At 61.2% G+C, this 20,258-nt stretch carries 18 protein-coding genes; 11 read left to right on the top strand and 7 right to left on the bottom strand.

What is annotated here, in order from left to right; translation table 11 throughout:
* Positions 1 to 33: 33 nt before the first annotated feature.
* Positions 34 to 2,484 (bottom strand): glycogen/starch/alpha-glucan phosphorylase, encoded by a 2,451-nt coding sequence (locus N4Q37_RS23165; protein WP_260962013.1) that lies wholly within the window; start codon positions 2,482 to 2,484, stop codon positions 34 to 36.
* A gap of 219 nt (positions 2,485 to 2,703) precedes the next feature.
* Here N4Q37_RS23165 and N4Q37_RS23170 point away from each other — a divergent pair, with 219 nt between their 5' ends.
* The gene (locus tag N4Q37_RS23170; RefSeq protein WP_260962016.1) at positions 2,704 to 3,141 is read left to right on the top strand and encodes a YkgJ family cysteine cluster protein; all 438 of its coding nucleotides are present in this window, start codon (positions 2,704 to 2,706) and stop codon (positions 3,139 to 3,141) included.
* Positions 3,142 to 3,249: 108 nt separating this feature from the next.
* On the opposite strand, the gene typA is transcribed toward N4Q37_RS23170, so the two are convergent.
* Together typA and thiI are read right to left on the bottom strand one after the other, a co-directional pair.
* Positions 3,250 to 5,070: a translational GTPase TypA gene (typA, locus tag N4Q37_RS23175; RefSeq protein WP_260962018.1), complete on the bottom strand. Its 1,821-nt coding sequence runs from the start codon at positions 5,068 to 5,070 to the stop codon at positions 3,250 to 3,252.
* Between the two features lie 137 nt (positions 5,071 to 5,207).
* On the bottom strand, positions 5,208 to 6,662 hold the full coding sequence (thiI, locus tag N4Q37_RS23180; protein WP_260962020.1) for a tRNA uracil 4-sulfurtransferase ThiI: 1,455 nt from the start codon (positions 6,660 to 6,662) through the stop codon (positions 5,208 to 5,210).
* Between the two features lie 327 nt (positions 6,663 to 6,989).
* Here thiI and glnA point away from each other — a divergent pair, with 327 nt between their 5' ends.
* The 6 genes from glnA to ntrC all read left to right on the top strand — a co-directional run bounded on the left by glnA (position 6,990) and on the right by ntrC (position 13,074).
* On the top strand, positions 6,990 to 8,396 hold the full coding sequence (gene glnA / locus N4Q37_RS23185) for a type I glutamate--ammonia ligase (protein ID WP_260962022.1): 1,407 nt from the start codon (positions 6,990 to 6,992) through the stop codon (positions 8,394 to 8,396).
* A gap of 119 nt (positions 8,397 to 8,515) precedes the next feature.
* A complete protein-coding gene (locus N4Q37_RS23190; RefSeq protein ID WP_260962024.1) occupies positions 8,516 to 9,070 on the top strand; it encodes a chorismate mutase in 555 nt (184 codons plus the stop codon).
* Positions 9,071 to 9,186: 116 nt separating this feature from the next.
* Positions 9,187 to 9,705, top strand: coding sequence for a DUF4124 domain-containing protein (locus tag N4Q37_RS23195; protein ID WP_260962025.1), 519 nt, complete (start codon positions 9,187 to 9,189; stop codon positions 9,703 to 9,705).
* Positions 9,702 to 10,322 (top strand): DUF4124 domain-containing protein, encoded by a 621-nt coding sequence (locus N4Q37_RS23200; RefSeq protein WP_260962027.1) that lies wholly within the window; start codon positions 9,702 to 9,704, stop codon positions 10,320 to 10,322. The genes N4Q37_RS23195 and N4Q37_RS23200 overlap by 4 nt, the downstream gene beginning before the upstream one ends.
* 233 nt (positions 10,323 to 10,555) lie before the next feature.
* Positions 10,556 to 11,641 (top strand): nitrogen regulation protein NR(II), encoded by a 1,086-nt coding sequence (glnL, locus tag N4Q37_RS23205; protein WP_260962029.1) that lies wholly within the window; start codon positions 10,556 to 10,558, stop codon positions 11,639 to 11,641.
* A complete protein-coding gene (ntrC, locus tag N4Q37_RS23210; protein ID WP_260962030.1) occupies positions 11,638 to 13,074 on the top strand; it encodes a nitrogen regulation protein NR(I) in 1,437 nt (478 codons plus the stop codon). Before glnL ends, ntrC begins: the two co-directional genes overlap by 4 nt.
* A gap of 459 nt (positions 13,075 to 13,533) precedes the next feature.
* Here ntrC and N4Q37_RS23215 read toward each other — a convergent pair whose 3' ends face one another.
* Entirely contained in the window at positions 13,534 to 13,974 is a 441-nt protein-coding gene (locus tag N4Q37_RS23215) for a hypothetical protein (protein ID WP_260962032.1), read from the bottom strand.
* Between N4Q37_RS23215 and trmL the strand changes: the two genes are divergently transcribed.
* Positions 13,973 to 14,428 (top strand): tRNA (uridine(34)/cytosine(34)/5-carboxymethylaminomethyluridine(34)-2'-O)-methyltransferase TrmL, encoded by a 456-nt coding sequence (gene trmL / locus N4Q37_RS23220; protein ID WP_260962034.1) that lies wholly within the window; start codon positions 13,973 to 13,975, stop codon positions 14,426 to 14,428. The two genes, N4Q37_RS23215 and trmL, sit on opposite strands and share 2 nt — an antisense overlap.
* A gap of 142 nt (positions 14,429 to 14,570) precedes the next feature.
* Here the strand turns inward: trmL and secB are convergent, their stop codons facing one another.
* Genes secB through N4Q37_RS23235 form a run of 3 tightly spaced genes read right to left on the bottom strand, consistent with a single transcriptional unit; the run spans position 14,571 to position 15,760 of the window.
* Positions 14,571 to 15,050: a protein-export chaperone SecB gene (gene secB / locus N4Q37_RS23225; protein WP_260962036.1), complete on the bottom strand. Its 480-nt coding sequence runs from the start codon at positions 15,048 to 15,050 to the stop codon at positions 14,571 to 14,573.
* 40 nt (positions 15,051 to 15,090) lie between these two features.
* On the bottom strand, positions 15,091 to 15,345 hold the full coding sequence (gene grxC, locus N4Q37_RS23230; RefSeq protein WP_260962037.1) for a glutaredoxin 3: 255 nt from the start codon (positions 15,343 to 15,345) through the stop codon (positions 15,091 to 15,093).
* Position 15,346: 1 nt separating this feature from the next.
* Positions 15,347 to 15,760 (bottom strand): rhodanese-like domain-containing protein, encoded by a 414-nt coding sequence (locus tag N4Q37_RS23235; RefSeq protein ID WP_260962040.1) that lies wholly within the window; start codon positions 15,758 to 15,760, stop codon positions 15,347 to 15,349.
* 154 nt (positions 15,761 to 15,914) lie between these two features.
* Here N4Q37_RS23235 and gpmI point away from each other — a divergent pair, with 154 nt between their 5' ends.
* The 3 genes from gpmI to N4Q37_RS23250 all read left to right on the top strand — a co-directional run bounded on the left by gpmI (position 15,915) and on the right by N4Q37_RS23250 (position 20,257).
* Entirely contained in the window at positions 15,915 to 17,444 is a 1,530-nt protein-coding gene (gpmI, locus tag N4Q37_RS23240) for a 2,3-bisphosphoglycerate-independent phosphoglycerate mutase (RefSeq protein ID WP_260962041.1), read from the top strand.
* Positions 17,445 to 17,615: 171 nt separating this feature from the next.
* Complete coding sequence (locus N4Q37_RS23245; protein ID WP_260962042.1) at positions 17,616 to 18,908, top strand: murein hydrolase activator EnvC family protein; 1,293 nt, start codon at positions 17,616 to 17,618, stop codon at positions 18,906 to 18,908.
* Positions 18,909 to 18,940: 32 nt separating this feature from the next.
* Positions 18,941 to 20,257: a S41 family peptidase gene (locus N4Q37_RS23250; protein WP_260962044.1), complete on the top strand. Its 1,317-nt coding sequence runs from the start codon at positions 18,941 to 18,943 to the stop codon at positions 20,255 to 20,257.
* Position 20,258: the final 1 nt, after the last annotated feature.

Below are 20,258 nucleotides of genomic sequence, written 5' to 3' on the forward strand. Positions count from 1 at the left end.
TTACTTCAGGGCCTTCAGGGCTTACTTCAGGGCCTACTCCAGCGCTTTCCAGATGTCGGTGGCGTACTCGCGGATGGTCCGGTCCGAGGAGAACCAGCCCATGCGCGCCGTGTTCAGTACCGCTGAACGCCACCACTGCTTGGGATCATGCCAGCGCTCTTCGACCCTGGCCTGGGCGTGCCAATACGCGTCGAAGTCGGCGCAGACCAGGAAGCGGTCATAGTCCACCAGCGAATCCACCAGCCCGGCGTAGCGCATCGGATCATCCGGCGAGAACACCCCGCCGCGAATGGCCTGTAACACATCGTTGAGGCGATGGGACGCGGCGATGTCCGGCGCGGCGCTGAACTCGCCGTTCTGCTTGCGAGCCTCCACCTGCTCCGCCGTCAGGCCAAAGATGAACATATGCTCGCCGCCCACGCGCTCGTGCATCTCCACGTTGGCGCCGTCCATGGTGCCGATGGTCAGCGCGCCGTTGAGGCCGAACTTCATGTTGCTGGTGCCCGAGGCCTCGAAACCGGCCGTGGAGATCTGCTCCGACAGGTCCGCCGCCGGGATGATGCTTTCGGCCAGGCTGACGTTGTAGTTGGGCAGGAACACCACTTTGAGCAGGCCGCGCACGGTCGGGTCGTTGTTCACCACCCGGGCGATGTCGTTGGTCAGCTTGATGATCAGCTTGGCCTGGTGATAACTGGCGGCGGCCTTGCCGGCGAAGATCTTCACCCGCGGCACCCAGTCCACTTCCGGTTCGGCGCGGATCGCCTGGTACAGTGCCACCGTGTGCATCAGGTTGAGCAATTGGCGCTTGTACTCGTGGATCCGTTTGACCTGCACGTCGAACATCGCCGCCGGATTCACGGCGATGCCCAACCGTTCGTGGATCAGATACGCCAGCGCCTTCTTGCTGTGCAGGCGCTGCTCGGCGAACAGCTTGCGGAACGCCGGCTTCTCAGCAAACGGCTCCAGCTCGATCAAGCGCTCCTCGGGACTGTCGAGCACGCTCGGGCCCAGGGCATCGACCAACATCGACGTCAGTTCGGCGTTGGCCTGGAACAGCCAGCGTCGGAAGGTGACGCCGTTGGTCTTGTTGTTGATCCGCTCCGGATAGAGCTTGTGCAGCTCGGCGAACACCGTGCTGCGCATCAGTTGCGTGTGCAGGCCGGACACGCCATTGACGCTGTGGGAGCCCAGGAACGCCAGGTTGCCCATGCGCACCCGGCGACCGTTGTCCTCTTCGATCAGCGACACCGAGCGCAACACGTGGAAATCATGCACGCCCTTGGCCCGCAGCGAGTCGATGTGCTGGGCGTTGATCAGGTAGATGATCTGCATGTGCCGCGGCAGCATGCGCTCCATCAATCCCACCGGCCAGGTTTCCAAAGCTTCGGGCAGCAGTGTGTGGTTGGTGTAGGAAAGCGTGTCCTGGGTGATCTGCCACGCGGCGTCCCACGCCACGTCGTAGACGTCCACCAACTGGCGCATCAATTCGGCCACGGCGATGGACGGGTGGGTGTCGTTGAGCTGGATCGCGGCGTGATCGCCCAGGGTCAGCACCGAGCTGTGCATGTTGCGATGGCGGCGCAACAAATCCTGCAACGAAGCGGAGACGAAGAAATATTCCTGGCGCAGACGCAACTCCTGGCCGGCCTCGTTGCTGTCGGCCGGGTACAACACGCGGGAGATGCTTTCAGCCCGAGCCACTTCCGCCACCGCCCCCAAGTGGTCGCCGGCATTGAAGCGTTCCAGGTGCAGCTCTTCCATGGCCCGGGCGCGCCACAGGCGCAGGGTGTTGACGCTGGCCCCGCGCCAACCCACCACCGGAGTGTCGTAGGCAATGGCCCGCACGGTTTCGCCCGGCGACCAGACCTGGCGGGTCTTACCGGTGTCATCGGTGACGGTTTCGACGCCGCCGCCAAACCCGATCGTGTAGGCCACTTCTGGCCGCTCGAACTCCCACGGGTTGCCAAAGTCCAGCCAGTGCTCGGTCTGCTCCTGCTGCCAGCCATCGACGATCGCCTGGCGAAACAGGCCGTGTTCATAGCGAATGCCGTAGCCATGGCCGGCAATGCCCAGGGTCGACATGCTTTCCATGAAGCACGCCGCCAGCCGGCCGAGGCCACCGTTGCCCAGCGCCGCGTCGGGCTCGAGCAGGCGGATGCGCTCCAGGTCGACGCCCAGCTCGGTCAGGGCCTCGCGGGCGGTGTCCAGCAGACCGAGGTTGCTCAAGCTGTCATAGAGCAGGCGTCCGATGAGGAATTCCAGGGAAAGGTAATAAACGCGCTTCTGGCCTTTGCGGTAGATCTGTCGCGTGTGATCCATCCAGTGCTCGACCATGTGGTCGCGGGCGGCAAGGGCAATGGCTTCGAACCAGTCGTGATCGAACGCATGATCAGGGTCCTTGCCGACGGCGTAGGTGAGCTTGGTCAACACCGCATCGCGAAATGCAGCGACTTCAGCTTCGCGAACAAGAGGTTCTTGAGTCATTGATGAGACCTCGAACGAACATGGAATTGTCTGAGCCTAGACGGTCTGACAGACGGTACAGGCTCTTGGTTCGGTGGATTTGCCAGATGGTCGGATGAATGCAGGGGCCGTGCCGATTCGGGAGAAGTTGGCGAGGACGAAAAAAACCGGCGGATGGTCGTTCAAAATTTCACCCGTCCCGGTATGATCGCGCGCCCTGAGGCATGCAGGTAAATACCGATGATGAAGCCCAACCTGATCGCCGCCGCGGAAATCGACCGACTCGAGACCTGGGCCAAATATTCCGCCCCGATGTGCGGTTCCTGCGTGTCGAGCTGCTGCACGCTGCCGGTGGAGGTCAAGATCAAGGACCTGATCCGGATCGGTATCGTCGATGAATTCGAACTGGGCGACCCGCCGAAGAACATCGCCAAGCGCCTGCAAAAAGAAGGGATCGTCGAGCGCTACAACCAGAAGTCGGAAATCTTCACGCTCCAGCGCATGAGCAACAACGATTGCCTGTATCTGGACCGCAAAAGCCGCTTGTGCACCATTTACGATAAACGCCCCGACACCTGCCGCAACCATCCACGGGTGGGCCCACGGCCTGGCTACTGCGCCTACAAGCCCAAGGAAGTGGAGCGCGAGCGTAATCCAAGGACGCTGGACCGGTTCTGATCGGCGTCTCGCCACAGCCCCTGATAGCCCCTGTAAATCCCGGGCATAAAAAAAAAAAACGCCCCCGATCTCACGACCGGGGGCGTTTTCATTCAGCGGCTAGAACAATCAGTTCTTGGCTTTCTTGGCAGCGCGGGTACGCTCGCCTTCGTCCAGGATCTTCTTGCGCAGGCGGATCGACTTCGGCGTCACTTCGCACAATTCATCGTCCTGGATGAATTCCAGGGCCTGTTCCAGGGTGAAGCGAACAGGTGGAACCAGGGCGATGGTTTCGTCTTTGCCCGAAGCACGCATGTTGTCGAGCTTCTTGCCCTTGGTAGGGTTGACGCCCAGGTCGTTGTCACGGCTGTTCAGACCGACGATCTGGCCGTTGTAGATTTCCTGGCCGTGCTCGACGAACAGCTTGCCACGCGCCTGGAGGGTTTCCAGGGAGTAGGTCAGCGCCTTGCCGGTTTCTACCGATACCAGTACACCGTTCTGACGGCCGGACATGTGGCCGGACTTCATGGTGTCGTAGCGATCGAAGATCGAGGTCAGGATGCCTGCGCCGTTGGTCAGGGTCAGGAACTGGTTACGGAAACCGATCAGGCCACGAGCCGGGATGTTGTACTCCAGGCGCACACGGCCCTTGCCATCCGGCGCCATGTTGGTCAGGTCGCCCTTACGCAGGCCCATCTCTTCCATGACCTTGCCCTGGGATTCTTCAGGGATGTCGATGGTGACGTTTTCGTACGGTTCCTGCTTGGTGCCGTTGACTTCGCGGATGATCACTTCAGGACGGCCCACGGCCATCTCGAAGCCTTCACGGCGCATGGTTTCGATCAGAACCGACAGGTGCAGCTCACCGCGACCGGAAACCTTGAACTTGTCGGCCGAGTCGCCTTCTTCAACGCGCAGTGCAACGTTGTAGAGCAGTTCCTTGTCCAGACGCTCCTTGATGTTACGGCTGGTCACGAACTTGCCTTCCTTACCGCAGAATGGCGAGTCGTTGACCTGGAAGGTCATGGAAACGGTTGGCTCGTCGACGGTCAGCGGCTTCATCGCCTCGACAACGGTCGGGTCGCACAGGGTGTCGGAGATGAACAGCTCTTCGAAACCGCTGATGCAGACGATGTCGCCGGCAGCGGCTTCTTCAACGTCCACACGGTGCAGGCCGTGGTGGCCCATCAGCTTGAGGATACGACCGTTGCGCTTCTTGCCTTCGGTGTCGATGGCGACGACCGGGGTGTTCGGCTTGACGCGACCACGGGCGATACGGCCAACACCGATCACACCCAGGAAGCTGTTGTAGTCCAGGGCCGAGATCTGCATCTGGAACGGACCGTCACGGTCAACGGCAGGCGCCGGTACGTTGTCGACGATCGACTGGTACAGCGGGGTCATGTCTTCGGCCATGGCGGTGTGGTCCAGACCGGCGATGCCGTTCAGGGCCGAGGCGTAGACGACCTGGAAGTCCAGTTGTTCGTCGGTGGCACCGAGGTTGTCGAACAGGTCGAAGATCTGGTCCAGGACCCAGTCAGGACGCGCGCCCGGACGGTCGACCTTGTTGATCACGACGATTGGCTTGAGGCCGGCTTCGAACGCCTTCTTGGTCACGAAGCGGGTTTGCGGCATCGGGCCGTCCTGGGCGTCGACCAGCAGCAGTACGGAGTCGACCATCGACATCACGCGCTCTACTTCACCGCCGAAGTCGGCGTGGCCGGGGGTGTCCACGATGTTGATGTGGTAGCCGTTCCAGTTGATGGCGGTGTTTTTGGCCAGGATGGTAATGCCGCGCTCTTTTTCCTGGTCGTTGGAGTCCATCACGCGCTCGTCGTTGAGCTCGTTGCGCTCCAGGGTGCCGGATTGACGCAAGAGTTTGTCTACCAGGGTGGTCTTACCATGGTCAACGTGGGCAATGATGGCGATGTTGCGTAGATTTTCGATCACTTGTGTATCTCGATCAGAGGATTCGGTGTGCTGACAGGTCGTGGCAGCGATTTACGTTGAGTCCGACAAGCCGTTACAGCCTGCCGGCGGCGTCGGGGGGCCGGTGACGCAGGCCACAGGCAAACAGCCCCGGGCACTTAGCTCGGTCGATAAACGCGCACATTGGCATGCCCCTCACTGAGCAAATGGTGGGCATGCAGGCGACTCATCACGCCTTTGTCGCAATACAGCAGGTACTGGCGAGTAGGGTCCAGTTCCTTGAAACGCGCGTTCACTGTATAGAACGGCATCGTTTTCACTTCGACACCGGCGACGCTCAGCGGGTCATCTTCAGCATCGTCCGGGTGACGGATGTCGATGATGATCTGACCGGCGAGCGCTTCGCCGACTTCTTCAATCTGCAAATCCTGGCCCAATTCGTCGATCACCCGATCGATCGGCACCAGCCTGGCGTTCTCCAGCGCACGCTCGAGCACCGCCATGTCGAATTCTTTCTCTTCGTGCTCTACACGCCCGCGCTTGGCCGCCGTCTTCGGATTGACCGAGATGACCCCGCAGTACTCCGGCATGTGCCGGGCAAAATCACCGGTGCCGATCTTGTCGGCAGTGTCGATGATGTCCTGCTTGTGGCTGGCGATCAGTGGGCGCAATACCAGTTTTTCAGTGACGCAGTCGATCACCGACAAGTTGGGCAGCGTCTGGCTCGATACCTGGGAGATCGCCTCGCCGGTCACCAACGCATCGATGTGTAGGCGCTCGGCGATACTGGACGCGGCACGCAACATCATACGCTTCAAGATGACGCCCATATGACTGTCATCGACTTTGCCGAGGATCTCGCCCAGGACTTCTTCGAACGGTACGCTCACAAATAACACGCGCTGGGAACTGCCGTACTTCTTCCAGATGAAGTGCGCCACTTCCATCACGCCCAATTCATGGGCACGCCCACCCAGATTGAAGAAGCAGAAGTGAGCCATCAGCCCGCGCCGCATGATCTGGTAGGCCGCCACCGTGGAGTCGAAGCCCCCGGACATCAGAACCAGGGTTTGTTCCAGCGAGCCCAGCGGATAGCCACCAATGCCGTTGTACTGGCTATGGATCACGAACAGCCGCTGGTCGCGAACTTCGATGCGCACTTCGATTTCCGGGTCTTTGAGGGAAATACCGGCTGCGCCGCATTGCCGGCGCATCTGGCTGCCGACGTATTTCTCCACGTCCATCGAACTGAAGGGATGCTTGCCAGCGCGCTTGCAACGCACCGAGAAAATCTTGCCGGCCAGGGCGTCGCCATAATGAAGCATGCATTTGGCGAGGATGTCGTCGAAATCCCCCAACGGGTATTCATCGACCTGGAGGAAATGCGCAATGCCCGGCATACAGGCCAAGCGCTCGGTCATCTCCTTCAGGATCCGGGGTTCGCTGACCCGGGTTTCCAGCTCGAGGTTGTCCCACACGCCGTTCACCACCACGACCGGGTCCAGATCACGGAGCACGGCACGGATGTTCTTGGCCAACTGGCGGATGAAACGCATCCGGACCGGGCGGCTCTTGATGGTGATCTCGGGGAAGACTTTTACGATTAGTTTCATGAAAAACAGCGCGCGAACGGCCAGCCGAAAAAGGGGGGCGCGGATTATAGCGGAAATTGCTCAAGGTTTGACCAATTAATGTGCAGATGGTTTTGGATGCACCAAAACAGGTCATAACCGTATTTTCGCGCCACATTGCGGTGCGCAATTGTTCGACAATCCGCTATACCTACCCTCCAAGAGCGTGGATTTGGTGCAAAACACCCATGCTGGGGCACTGGCATGCAAATTGCTCCCTTGTGAGGCAGGTTGCCTTGGCAGAGTATTCGCGCCGGCATCACTTATCGTAGGGCACACCATTACCGCCCGAAGCCACCCGGAGGACATATGTCGAAGTCGGTTCAACTCATCAAAGATCATGACGTCAAGTGGATTGATCTGCGCTTCACTGACACCAAAGGCACTCAACATCACGTGACCATGCCGGCCCGTGATGCACTGGATGACGATTTCTTCGAAATCGGCAAGATGTTCGACGGTTCCTCCATCTCTGGCTGGAAAGGCATCGAAGCCTCCGACATGATCCTGATGCCGGACGACGAAACCGCCGTCCTGGACCCGTTCACCGAAGAGCCGACCCTGATCCTGGTCTGCGACATCATCGAACCGTCCACCATGCAAGGCTATGACCGCGACCCACGCGCCATCGCCCACCGCGCCGAGGAATACCTGAAGTCCACCGGTATCGGCGACACCGCTTTCTTCGGTCCTGAGCCTGAGTTCTTCATCTTCGACTCGGTCAAGTTCAAGTCCGACATCTCCGGTTCGATGTTCAAGATTTTCTCCGAGCAAGGCTCGTGGATGTCCGACCAGGACGTGGAAGGCGGTAACAAGGGTCACCGTCCAGGTATCAAAGGTGGTTACTTCCCGGTTCCACCGTTCGACTTCGACCACGAAATCCGTACCTCCATGTGCAACGCACTGGAAGAAATGGGCCAGACCGTCGAAGTTCACCACCACGAAGTGGCGACTGCCGGCCAGAACGAAATCGGCGTGAAGTTCAACACGCTGGTCAAGAAGGCTGACGAAGTCCAGACCCTGAAGTACTGCGTACACAACGTTGCCGACGCCTACGGCCGCACCGCGACCTTCATGCCGAAGCCACTGTACGGTGACAACGGTTCGGGCATGCACGTTCACGTGTCGATCTCCAAGGACGGCAAGAACACCTTCGCAGGCGAAGGTTATGCCGGCCTGTCGGACACCGCCCTGTACTTCATCGGCGGCATCATCAAGCACGGTAAGGCCCTGAACGGCTTCACCAACCCGTCGACCAACTCCTACAAGCGTCTGGTGCCAGGCTTCGAAGCGCCGGTCATGCTGGCCTACTCGGCTCGCAACCGCTCCGCCTCGATCCGTATCCCATACGTGAACAGCCCTAAAGCCCGCCGTATCGAAGCACGCTTCCCGGATCCGGCTGCCAACCCATACCTGGCCTTCGCTGCACTGATGATGGCCGGCCTGGACGGTATCCAGAACAAGATCCACCCTGGCGATGCAGCTGACAAAAACCTGTATGACCTGCCGCCTGAAGAGGCCAAGGAAATCCCACAGGTGTGCGGTAGCCTGAAAGAAGCCCTGGAAGAGCTGGACAAGGGCCGTGCGTTCCTGACCAAGGGCGGCGTATTCAGCGATGACTTCATCGACGCTTACATCGCACTGAAAAGCGAAGAAGAAATCAAGGTTCGCACCTTCGTACACCCACTGGAATACGAGCTGTACTACAGCTGCTGATCCAGTAGCGCCGCCACGCACGGCGTGAAAAAAAGAGGCCTCCTTCGGGAGGCCTTTTTCATGGGCGCCCGTTGGGTGCATGATGCTCGCCGCCCCCACAAGGAAGACGAGACTTGCCCATGACCTTGCACTTGAAACTCTGCCTGGCCCTATCTGCCACGCTGCTGGCCAGCGCCGCCGAGGCAGCCTCCACCCCCGCCACCCTTGCCCCGCTGCTGGGCACCATCGATGAACGCCTGGCCATTGCCGACCAAGTGGCCCTGAGCAAATGGGACAGCCACAAACCTGTGGAAGACCGCCAGCGCGAACGCGAGGTGATCGCTGCCGCCGTCACTCAGGCCCCCACCTACAAACTGACCGCTGAAGCCGTGGAAGCGTTCTTCGCCGCGCAAATAGAAGCCAACAAACTGGTGCAGTATGCCCGGCTGTCTGACTGGCACCTGCAAGGCAAGGCCCCGGATTTCCCGCGCCCGGACCTGGTAGGCCAGATCCGCCCGCAACTGGACCAACTGCAAAAACGCCTGCTGCAACAACTGGCCGATTTCACCCCCTACCGCACCGACCCGCAATGCCCGCAATGGCTGGCCCAGGCCACCCACGACGGCCGCAAGGAACCGCTGCGCCAGCTGGCGCTGGTCCGGGCAACCGCAGAGTTGTGCGTGTTCAAAGGCTAGAGCAACACACCTCACCCCTTGAGCTTGCGAGCAAGGGGCGAGCGCAACAACTTGGGCCAACCGCTTCACCTGACCTATGCTGCAACCCATCACTTTTCGTTCTCGGTCGGTTTTCCATGGGTCGCGGTTTTTCAATCCTGCTGTTGTGGCTGCTGGCACTGCCCACCACCGCACAGATTTACAAGTACACCGATGCCGAGGGCAACACCGCCTACAGCAACCAGCCGCCACAAGGCGTACCGGCCCAGACGATGGACTTGCCACCGCTCAACAGCATCGAACGCCAGCCCCCCGCCGGCCAGGAGAAACCGACTGCGCCGGCGGAGCGGGACGCGCCAGGCAATGCCTACGAAACGCTGGAGTTGACGGACATCCCCACCGAAGAGGCCCTGCGCGCCAATAACGGCACCTTCACCGTTGGCGTCCAGGCCCAACCGCGCCTGCGCAGCCCCCAGCAGTTCCGGTTGGTATTGGACGGCCAACCCTACGGCCAGCCGAGCAACGTGCCGCGCCTGCAATTGGTGAATATCGATCGCGGCGAGCACAGCCTGGCCGTGCAAGTCATCGACGGGGACCGCCTCGTGCAGCAGAGCGAAACCATCGTCTTCACCGTGCAGCGGGTACACCAGCCATGAGCCGCTGGTGGCTCGCACTGGCCCTGTCGATGACCACGCTACCGGCGCTGGCACAGGTCTATACCTACATCGATGCCCAAGGCAATCGCGTCTTCACCGACCAGCCACGCCCAGGCAACGCGAAGAAAGTCCAACTGCCGCCCGGCAACCGAATGCCGACGCCGCCGGGCACATCCTCGGCACCGGCCTCCGAAGACCCACCCCAGCCGCGATTCCGTTACGAAATGCTCCGGCTATTGATTCCCGAGCCGGACGCCACGATACGTAGCACTGCAGGCGAACTGATCGTCACCGCCACCAGCGAACCCGGACTGCAAAAAGGCCACCGCTACCGCCTGCTGCTCGATGGCCAACCGACGGGAGCATCTGGGCCGAGCCCGGTGTTTGCCCTGGGCAACATCGATCGCGGCACCCATCACCTGGCGGTGGAAATCCTCGATGAGCAAGGGCGCATCGTCGAACGCACTGCCAACCAGCCCTTTCATATGCAGCGCATATCCCTGGCGCAGAAGCGCCGCATCAAACCCTGCGCCATCGCCGATTACGGCCAACGCCCCGAATGCCCCCTCGCCGAAAAACCTGAAGAAGAAAAAAGCAGCATCCTGCCGTTCTTCTAACGTCGCCCAAGCCATGCGCACTATATTGGTGCAAATATTTGCACCCCTTCCCAGCTCCTAACCCATTTTGGTTCGAAAGTACCCGGAAAAACTGGCAGAACGCCACGCAATTGGGCGAATAGAACCCTGTTTACCGCTCTGGACGCTTCTTTTCGGAGCCTTGGTTTGTTTTTTGCATTTTGCTTGTACCAGCGCGTCATACGCATGCCTGTTACGCTCCAAAAGAGGTCCTGATGACCATTAGCGACGCATTACACCGCTTGTTGCTCGACAACCTCACCACGGCGACCATCCTGCTCGACGCCGAACTGCGCCTCGAGTACATGAACCCGGCGGCAGAGATGCTCCTGGCCGTCAGCGGCCAGCGCAGCCATGGGCAATTCATCAGCGAACTGTTCACCGAATCCGCCGAGGCCCTCAACTCCCTGCGCCAGGCGGTGGAACAAGCCCATCCGTTCACCAAGCGCGAAGCGATGCTGACCGCCCTGACCGGCCAGACCCTGACCGTGGACTATGCGGTCACGCCGATCCTGAACAACGGCGCCACCTTGTTGCTGCTGGAGGTCCATCCCCGTGATCGCCTGTTGCGCATCACCAAGGAAGAAGCCCAGTTGTCCAAGCAGGAAACCAGCAAGATGCTGGTACGCGGCCTGGCCCATGAAATCAAGAACCCCCTCGGCGGGATTCGCGGCGCCGCGCAACTGCTGGCCCGGGAACTGCCGGATGAAAGCCTCAAGGACTACACCAACGTCATCATCGAAGAAGCCGACCGCCTGCGGAACCTGGTGGACCGCATGCTCGGCTCGAACAAGCTGCCGTCCCTGGCGATGTGCAACATCCACGAAGTGCTGGAACGCGTCGGCAACCTCGTGGAGGCCGAAAGCCAGGGCTGCATCACGCTGGTACGTGACTACGACCCGAGCATTCCCGATGTCCTGATCGACCGCGAACAGATGATCCAGGCAGTGCTCAACATCGTGCGCAATGCGATGCAGGCCATCAGCAGCCAGAACGAGCTACGCCTGGGGCGCATCAGCCTGCGCACCCGCACCATGCGCCAGTTCACCATCGGCCACGTGCGCCATCGCCTGGTGACCAAGATCGAGATCACCGACAACGGCCCCGGCATCCCGGCCGAGCTGCAGGAAACCATCTTCTTTCCCATGGTCAGCGGCCGCCCGGACGGTACCGGGCTGGGCCTGGCCATTACCCAAAACATCATCAGTCAGCATCAGGGCTTGATCGAGTGTGAGAGCCACCCTGGCCACACCACCTTCTCGATCTTCCTGCCACTGGAACAAGGAGCCACAGCGACATGAGCCGTAGTGAAACCGTGTGGATCGTCGATGACGACCGTTCTATCCGCTGGGTCCTGGAAAAAGCCTTGCAACAGGAAGGCATGACCACCCAGAGCTTCGACAGCGCCGACGGGGTGATGAGTCGCCTCGCCCGTCAGCAGCCGGACGTCATCATCTCCGACATTCGCATGCCCGGCGCCAGCGGCCTGGACCTGCTGGCGCGGATTCGTGAACAGCACCCACGGTTGCCTGTGATCATCATGACGGCCCACTCGGACCTGGACAGCGCCGTGGCGTCCTACCAGGGCGGTGCCTTCGAATACCTGCCCAAGCCCTTCGACGTCGACGAAGCCGTGTCGCTGGTCAAGCGCGCCAACCAGCACGCCCAGGAGCAACAAGGCCTCGAAGAAATACCGACCCTGGCCCGGACTCCGGAGATCATCGGCGAAGCGCCGGCGATGCAGGAAGTGTTTCGCGCCATCGGGCGCTTGAGCCATTCCAACATCACCGTGCTGATCAACGGCGAGTCGGGTACCGGTAAAGAATTGGTGGCCCATGCCCTGCACCGCCACAGTCCGCGGGCGGCGTCGCCGTTCATCGCGCTGAACATGGCGGCGATTCCCAAGGACTTGATGGAGTCCGAGCTGTTCGGCCACGAAAAAGGCGCCTTCACCGGCGCGGCCAACCTGCGCCGCGGGCGCTTCGAGCAAGCCGACGGCGGCACGCTGTTTCTCGATGAAATCGGCGATATGCCGGCCGACACCCAGACCCGTTTGCTGCGCGTATTGGCCGATGGCGAATTCTATCGGGTGGGCGGCCATACGCCGGTCAAAGTGGACGTGCGCATCATCGCCGCGACCCACCAGAACCTGGAAACCCTGGTCCATGCCGGTAAGTTTCGCGAAGACTTGTTCCATCGCCTGAACGTGATCCGCATCCATATCCCACGCCTGGCGGATCGTCGCGAAGACATCCCCACACTGGCCCGGCATTTCCTCAGCCGCGCGGCACAGGAACTGGCGGTGGAACCCAAGCTGCTCAAGAACGAAACCGAGGAATACCTCAAGAACCTGCCGTGGCCAGGCAACGTGCGCCAACTGGAGAACACTTGCCGCTGGATCACGGTGATGGCTTCCGGTCGGGAAGTGCACATTGGCGACTTGCCACCGGAACTGTTGAGCCTGCCGCAGGACTCAGCCCCAGTGACCAACTGGGAACAGGCCCTGCGCCAGTGGGCCGACCAGGCCTTGGCACGCGGCCAGTCGAACCTCCTGGATAGCGCCGTGCCGAGCTTCGAGCGAATCATGATCGAGACCGCCCTCAAGCACACCGCCGGTCGCCGTCGCGATGCCGCCGTGCTGCTGGGCTGGGGCCGCAATACCTTGACGCGCAAGATCAAGGAGCTGGGGATGAAGGTCGATGGTGGGGATGATGATGACGGGGATGAGGGCTGATCAACCTTCGGCTCTTCACTGAATTTGAAGCCCCATCGCGAGCAGGCTCGCCCCACGAGGGAAACACGAATTCCTCTGGGAGCGAGCCTGCTCGCGATGCTTTATCAGGGCCTGACGCACCAAAACTGCGCACACCGAGCGAACCAAGATCACCGTGTTCGCTTCAAAAAACCGCCCACCAAAACTGCGAAAGCCCCGAAACACGGGGCCTCTAGCTCTTTATTCGCCTCAACATCGAAAACTGGCACGCCCCCTGCAACAACCTGATCACTACCCAGTTTCGGGGACCTTGGTACAGGCAGGCCGGGGAATCCCCATTTTATCCAGGGCTCATCGAGCCCACTGTTTTGGGGGCCTTGATACAGGCAGGTCAAGGTTTCCCTTCTTTATACCCAGGGCCATGCACTTGGCCCTACCGTTTTGGGGTCCTTGGTACAGGCAGGCCGGGGATTCCCTCTTTTATTGCTCCTGGAGACGGACCTCCAACCGCCAGCGATCATCGACCTCGCTACCGGTCCACGTCCCCCGCAACGGACGCGCCGCCACCAGTGTCAGCAACAAGCCCTTGTCGCTCAAACGCACCCGCCAATTCACATCCTTGCCATCGAGCTTGAATTGGCCGTTCTGCGGTCGACCTTCTGCATCGAACAACAGCGCCACTGACCCGTCGATGACTTCCCCGTGCAACTTGGGTTCGTTGTTGAACCAGGCCACCAACATCCCGTCGCGGGTGTCGACCTGTTGCAGCACGCTTGGCTCAGGCGTGGTCAGGCGCCCGATCATCAGGCCAACCATCAGGCCGAAGATCGCCAACGAGCCCATCACCGGCAGTATTAGCTTCGAACGCTCGTCGGTTTGCGGCGTAGAATGCCGCTCATCTTTATCTGCGGAGCCGTGCATGTTTCACGTCATCCTTTTTCAACCGGAAATTCCGCCGAATACCGGCAACGTCATCAGGTTGTGCGCCAACAGCGGCTGCCACCTGCATCTGATCGAACCACTGGGCTTCGAGATGGACGACAAGCGCTTGCGCCGTGCCGGTCTCGACTACCACGAGTATGCCACTTTGCAGCGTCACGCTGACCTCGCCAGCTGTCTGGAAAGCTTGGGCAATCCGCGGGTGTTCGCCTTCACCACCAAAGGTTCGCGGCCGTTCCATGACGCCAGCTTCGTTGCCGGTGACGCCTTCCTGTTCGGCCCGGAAAGCCGTGGCCTGCCGGCCGAAGTGCTCGATGCCCTGCCCGCCGACCAGCGCCTGCGCCTGCCGATGCGCGAAGGTTGTCGCAGCTTGAACCTGTCCAACACGGTGGCGGTGGCTGTGTACGAGGCCTGGCGGCAGAACGGGTTCGCCTAAACTCTTCCTGCCAGCCAGAAACGCCTGTGGGAGCCGGGCTTGCTCGCGATGAGGTCGACACGGTTCAACTGCAACACCGCGTCATCGTTCATCGCGAGCAAGCTCGGCTCCCACAGGTTGTGTATCGGGCGAACAGCGCCGTTTACTGAACGGTCGCGCCACCTTCCTGTTGCATGCGCTGCAGCTCTTGCGCATACAGGGCGTCGAAATTCACCGGAGCCAGCATCAGCGCCGGGAACGAACCGCGGGTCACCAGGCTGTCCAGGGCTTCGCGAGCATACGGGAACAGGATGTTCGGGCAGAAGGCGCCCAGGGTGTGGCTCATGGAGGCGGCATCCAGGTTCTTGATCAGGAAGATCCCGGCTTGCTGCACTTCGGCGATGAACGCCACTTCTTCACCGTTCTTCACGGTCACCGACAGGGTCAGCACCACTTCGTGGAAGTCTTCTTCCAGGGCCTTCTGGCGGGTGTTGAGGTCCAGGCCTACGCTCGGTTCCCACTGCTGGCGAAAGATCGCCGGGCTTTTCGGGGCTTCGAAGGACAGGTCACGTACGTAGATGCGCTGCAAGGAGAATTGCGGTGCGGCTTCTTCGTTGGCAGCTGTGTTCTGTTGGTCAGTCATCGCAGATCCTTCTTACTTTAAGGTTCTATTAGTAGGGAATTCAGGCCTGGAGCATCGCGTCGAGCTTGCCGGCGCGCTCCAGGGCGTACAGATCATCGCAACCGCCTACGTGGGTGTTACCGATCCAGATCTGCGGTACGGACGTGCGTCCGGCCTTGCGGGTCATGTCGGCGCGCAGCTGCGGCTGGCCGTCGACCTTGATCTCTTCGAAGGCCACGCCTTTGTTCTGGAGCAGGAACTTGGCTCGGGAGCAATAGGGGCAGTAATCGCTGGAATAGACGACGACGTGGGTCATTTCACTTCACCAGCGGCAGGTTGTCGGCTTTCCAGCTCGCCACGCCACCGGACAACTTGGCGGCGGTGAAGCCGGCCTTCACCAGTTCGCGGGCATGGGTGCCGGAATGCTGGCCTTGGGCATCCACCAGGATCAGCGTCTTGGCCTTGTGCTTTTCCAGCTCGCCGACCCGGGCGGTCAGTTTGTCCTGGGGAATGTTCAGGGCGCCAACGATGTGACCGGTGGCAAATTCCTTGCTCGGACGGATGTCGACCACCACGCCCGCGTCCTTGTTGACCAGCGCAGTCAGTTCACCGGTGCTCAGGCTGCGCCCGCCACCCTGCATCGTGTGGGCGACCAGCAACGCCAACAGCACGACGAAGATACCGACGAGAATGTAGTGGTTAGTGGCGAATTCAATCAGGTGAGCAACCATCGAGGAAAGGTTCCAGGGCGTTAAAATGTCGGCCAGTATACACAGCACTCAGGGCCGGCCAAACCCCGCCCGGCGGTGACGACACCGGAACTTACCTTTAAACTGCTCGTCTTTTTTCCATCGTCTTCTTTTAACTTCGCCACGAGTGGATTCCATGACTACCCCGCCTAAACCTTTGGTCCTGATGATTCTCGACGGCTTCGGTCACAGTGACAGCCAAGAGTCCAACGCTGTGTACGCGGCCAACAAGCCGGTGCTGGACCGTCTGTGGGCCACGGTGCCGAACGGCCTGATCTCCGGCAGCGGCATGGACGTCGGCCTGCCTGACGGGCAGATGGGCAACTCCGAGGTCGGCCACATGAACCTCGGCGCAGGCCGCGTGGTGTATCAGGATTTCACCCGTGTGACCAAAGCGATCCGCGACGGCGAATTCTTCGAAAACCCGACCATCTGCGCCGCCGTGGATAAAGCCGTGGCCGCCGGCAAGGCCGTGCACTTCATGGGCCTGCTGTCCGATGGCGGGGTGCACAGCCACCAGGACCACCTGGTCGCCATGGCCGAACTGGCCTTCAAGCGCGGCGCCGAGAAGATCTACCTGCACGCGTTCCTCGATGGCCGCGACACCCCGCCGAAAAGCGCCGCTTCGTCGATCGAATTGCTGGACGCGACGTTCCAGGCACTCGGCAAGGGCCGCATCGCCAGCATCGTCGGCCGCTACTACGCCATGGACCGTGACAACCGTTGGGACCGCGTGTCCCAGGCCTACAACCTGATCGTCGAGGGCAGCGCCGAATTCAGCGCCGCCACCGCCCAGCAAGGCCTGCAAGCGGCCTACGAGCGCGGCGAAAGCGACGAATTCGTCAAGGCCACCACCATCGGCGAGCCGGTCAAGGTCGAAGACGGCGACGCCGTGGTGTTCATGAACTTCCGCGCCGACCGGGCTCGTGAACTGACCCGCGTCTTCGTCGAAGCCGATTTCAAGGAATTCGAACGCGCCCGCCAGCCGAAACTGGCCGGCTTCGTGATGCTGACCCAGTACGCCGCCAGCATCCCCGCGCCATCGGCCTTCGCGGCCGGCAGCCTGGAAAACGTGCTGGGCGACTACCTGGCGAAGAACGGCAAGACGCAGTTGCGCATCGCCGAGACCGAGAAATACGCCCACGTGACGTTCTTTTTCTCGGGCGGTCGCGAAGAACCCTTCCCGGGCGAAGAGCGCATCCTGATCCCGTCGCCGAAAGTCGCCACCTACGACCTGCAACCGGAGATGAGCGCGCCGGAAGTGACCGACCGCATCGTCGACGCCATCGAAAACCTGCGCTACGACGTGATCGTGGTCAACTACGCCAACGGTGACATGGTCGGCCACAGCGGCGTGTTCGAGGCGGCGGTCAAGGCCGTGGAATGCCTGGACACCTGCGTCGGCCGCATCGTCGATGCACTGGAAAAGGTCGGCGGCGAAGCGCTGATCACAGCCGACCACGGCAACGTCGAGCAGATGTCCGACGAAACCACCGGCCAGGCCCACACGGCCCACACCACCGAGCCGGTGCCGTTCATCTACGTCGGCAAGCGTGACTTCAAGGTGCGCGAAGGCGGCGTGCTGGCCGACGTGGCGCCGACCATGCTGATGCTGCTGGGCATGGAGAAGCCGGTGGAAATGACCGGGACTTCGATTCTGGTCTGATTGGGTATCACTCACCCAGGCCCTGAGGGAGCACAGCGTGCTCCCTCAGGGTATCGCGGTGATTTAATGTCTGACGCTACTCCAGTTATCACACAGCCCCAAATGGGCGTTTTTTTTGCAGCGTGAGGCGGGCATACTAGGCCGTCCCTTTCCCTGGTGCCGCCCGCCTCTATGCTTCGCGTCCTGATAGCCCTCGCACTGACCTGCCTGCTGCAACCAGCCTTTGCCGACGAGCGCGCGCAAACCCAACAGCAGTTGGAAGCCACGCGCCAGGACATTGCCGAACTGAAAAAACTGCTGGGCAAGTTGCAGGAAGAGAAATCCAGCGTGCAGAAAGACCTGCGCGGCACCGAGACCGAGATGGGCAAGCTGGAGAAACAGGTCGAGGCCCTGCAAAAAGAACTGAAGAAAAGCGAATCCGAGCTGCAGCGGCTCGATGGCGAGAAAAAAAAACTCCAGAGCGCGCGCACTGAACAGCAAAAGCTGATCGCCATCCAGGCCCGGGCCGCCTACCAGAACGGGCGCCAGGAGTATCTCAAGCTGCTGCTCAACCAGCAGAACCCCGAGAAATTCGCCCGCACCCTCACGTATTACGACTACCTGAGCCAGGCCCGCCTGGAACAGCTCAAGAACTTCAACGAAACCCTGCGCCAACTGGCCAATGTCGAAAAGGACATCGGACTGCAACAAGCCCAGTTACTGGTGCAAAAAAGCAGCCTCGACACCCAGCGCGAAGAGCTGGACAAGGTCCGCAAGGAACGCCAGGAGGCCCTGGCCAAGCTCAACGACGACGTGAAAGAACGCGACAGCAAGCTCAAGGCCCGCGAACAGGACCAGGCCGAACTGGCCAATGTGCTCAAAACCATCGAAGAAACCCTGGCCCGCCAGGCCCGTGAGGCAGAAGAAGCGCGCCAGAAAGCGCTGATCGCCCAGCAGGAAGCGGAAAAAAAGCGCTTGCTTGAAGCCCAGGCCGAGGCCGACTCCAGCGATGCGCCGCGCAAGCCGACAAAACCCAGCCCAGGCGCACTGGTTTCCAGCGATGGCGAAACCTTTGGCGGCGCTTTTGCGTCGGCACGGGGCAAACTTCCCTGGCCGGTCAATGGTCGATTATTGGCTCGCTTCGGTGAAACCCGCGGCGACGACACCCGCACCAAGTGGGACGGCGTGATGATCAGCGCTTCCGCTGGCAGCCAGGTGCATGCCGTCCACGGCGGGCGCGTGGTGTTCGCCGACTGGTTGCGCGGCGCCGGCCTGCTGGTGATCCTGGATCACGGCAACGGTTACCTGAGCCTCTACGGACACAACCAGACACTGCTCAAGGCCGCAGGCGATGTGGTCAAGGCCGGCGAGTCCATCTCCACGGTCGGCAACAGTGGCGGGCAGGATACGCCAGCACTGTATTTCGCTATTCGTCAGCAGGGTCGCCCCAGCGACCCGGCCCAATGGTGTCGTGCGCAAGGATAAGCGCGCCCATCCTATTAAGGAGTTCGTTCGACATGCTGCACTTGTCCCGCTTCACCTCGTTGGCACTGGCGATCGCCCTTGTGATCGGCGCGCCCCTGGCTTTCGCCGCTGAACCGGCCCCGTCGGCACCCGCCGCCACCGCCGCGACCACCAAAGCCCCGCTGCCGCTGGACGAACTGCGCACCTTTGCCGAAGTCATGGACCGGATCAAGGCCGCCTACGTCGAACCGGTGGATGACAAGACACTGCTGGAGAACGCCATCAAGGGCATGCTCAGCAATCTCGATCCGCACTCGGCCTACCTCGGACCGGACGACTTTGCCGAGCTGCAGGAAAGCACCAGCGGAGAATTCGGCGGCCTGGGCATCGAAGTCGGCAGCGAGGACGGCTTCATCAAGGTGGTCTCGCCCATCGACGACACCCCCGCCTCCAAGGCCGGCATCCAGGCCGGTGACTTCATCGTCAAGATCAATGGCCAGCCAACCCGCGGCCAAAGCATGACCGAAGCCGTGGACAAGATGCGCGGCAAGATCGGCCAGAAGATCACCCTGACCCTGGTGCGCGATGGCGGCACGCCGTTCGACGTGACCCTCACCCGTGCGGTCATCCAGGTCAAGAGCGTGAAGAGCCAGTTGCTGGAATCGGGCTATGGTTACATCCGCATCACCCAGTTCCAGGTCAAGACCGGCGAAGAAGTCGCCAAGGCCCTGGCCAAGCTGCGCAAGGACAACGGCAAGAAGCTCAACGGCCTGGTGCTGGACCTGCGCAACAACCCCGGCGGCGTGTTGCAGGCGGCAGTGGAAGTGGTCGACCACTTCATCACCAAGGGCCTGATCGTCTACACCAAGGGGCGTATCGCCAACTCCGAGCTGCGCTTCTCGGCCACCGGCAACGACCTGAGCGAAGCCGTACCCCTGGTGGTGCTGATCAACGGCGGCAGCGCCTCGGCGTCGGAAATCGTCGCCGGCGCCCTGCAAGACCAGAAGCGTGGTGTCGTCATGGGCACCACCAGTTTCGGCAAGGGCTCGGTGCAGACGGTCTTGCCACTGAACAACGACCGCGCCCTGAAGATCACCACCGCGCTGTACTTCACGCCCAACGGCCGTTCCATCCAGGCCCAGGGCATCGTCCCGGACATCGAAGTGCGCAAGGCCAAGATCACCAACGAGCAGGACGGCGAATACTTCAAGGAAGCCGACCTGCAAGGTCACCTGGGCAACGGCAACGGTGGCGCCGACAAGCCGAGCGGCGCGGGCGCCAAGGCCAAGCCGATGCCACAGGATGACGATTATCAGTTGGCCCAGGCCCTGAGCCTGCTCAAAGGACTGAACATCACTTCCGGCCGCTGAG

The organism is Pseudomonas citri, from assembly GCF_025336485.1.
Taxonomy (GTDB): domain Bacteria; phylum Pseudomonadota; class Gammaproteobacteria; order Pseudomonadales; family Pseudomonadaceae; genus Aquipseudomonas; species Aquipseudomonas citri.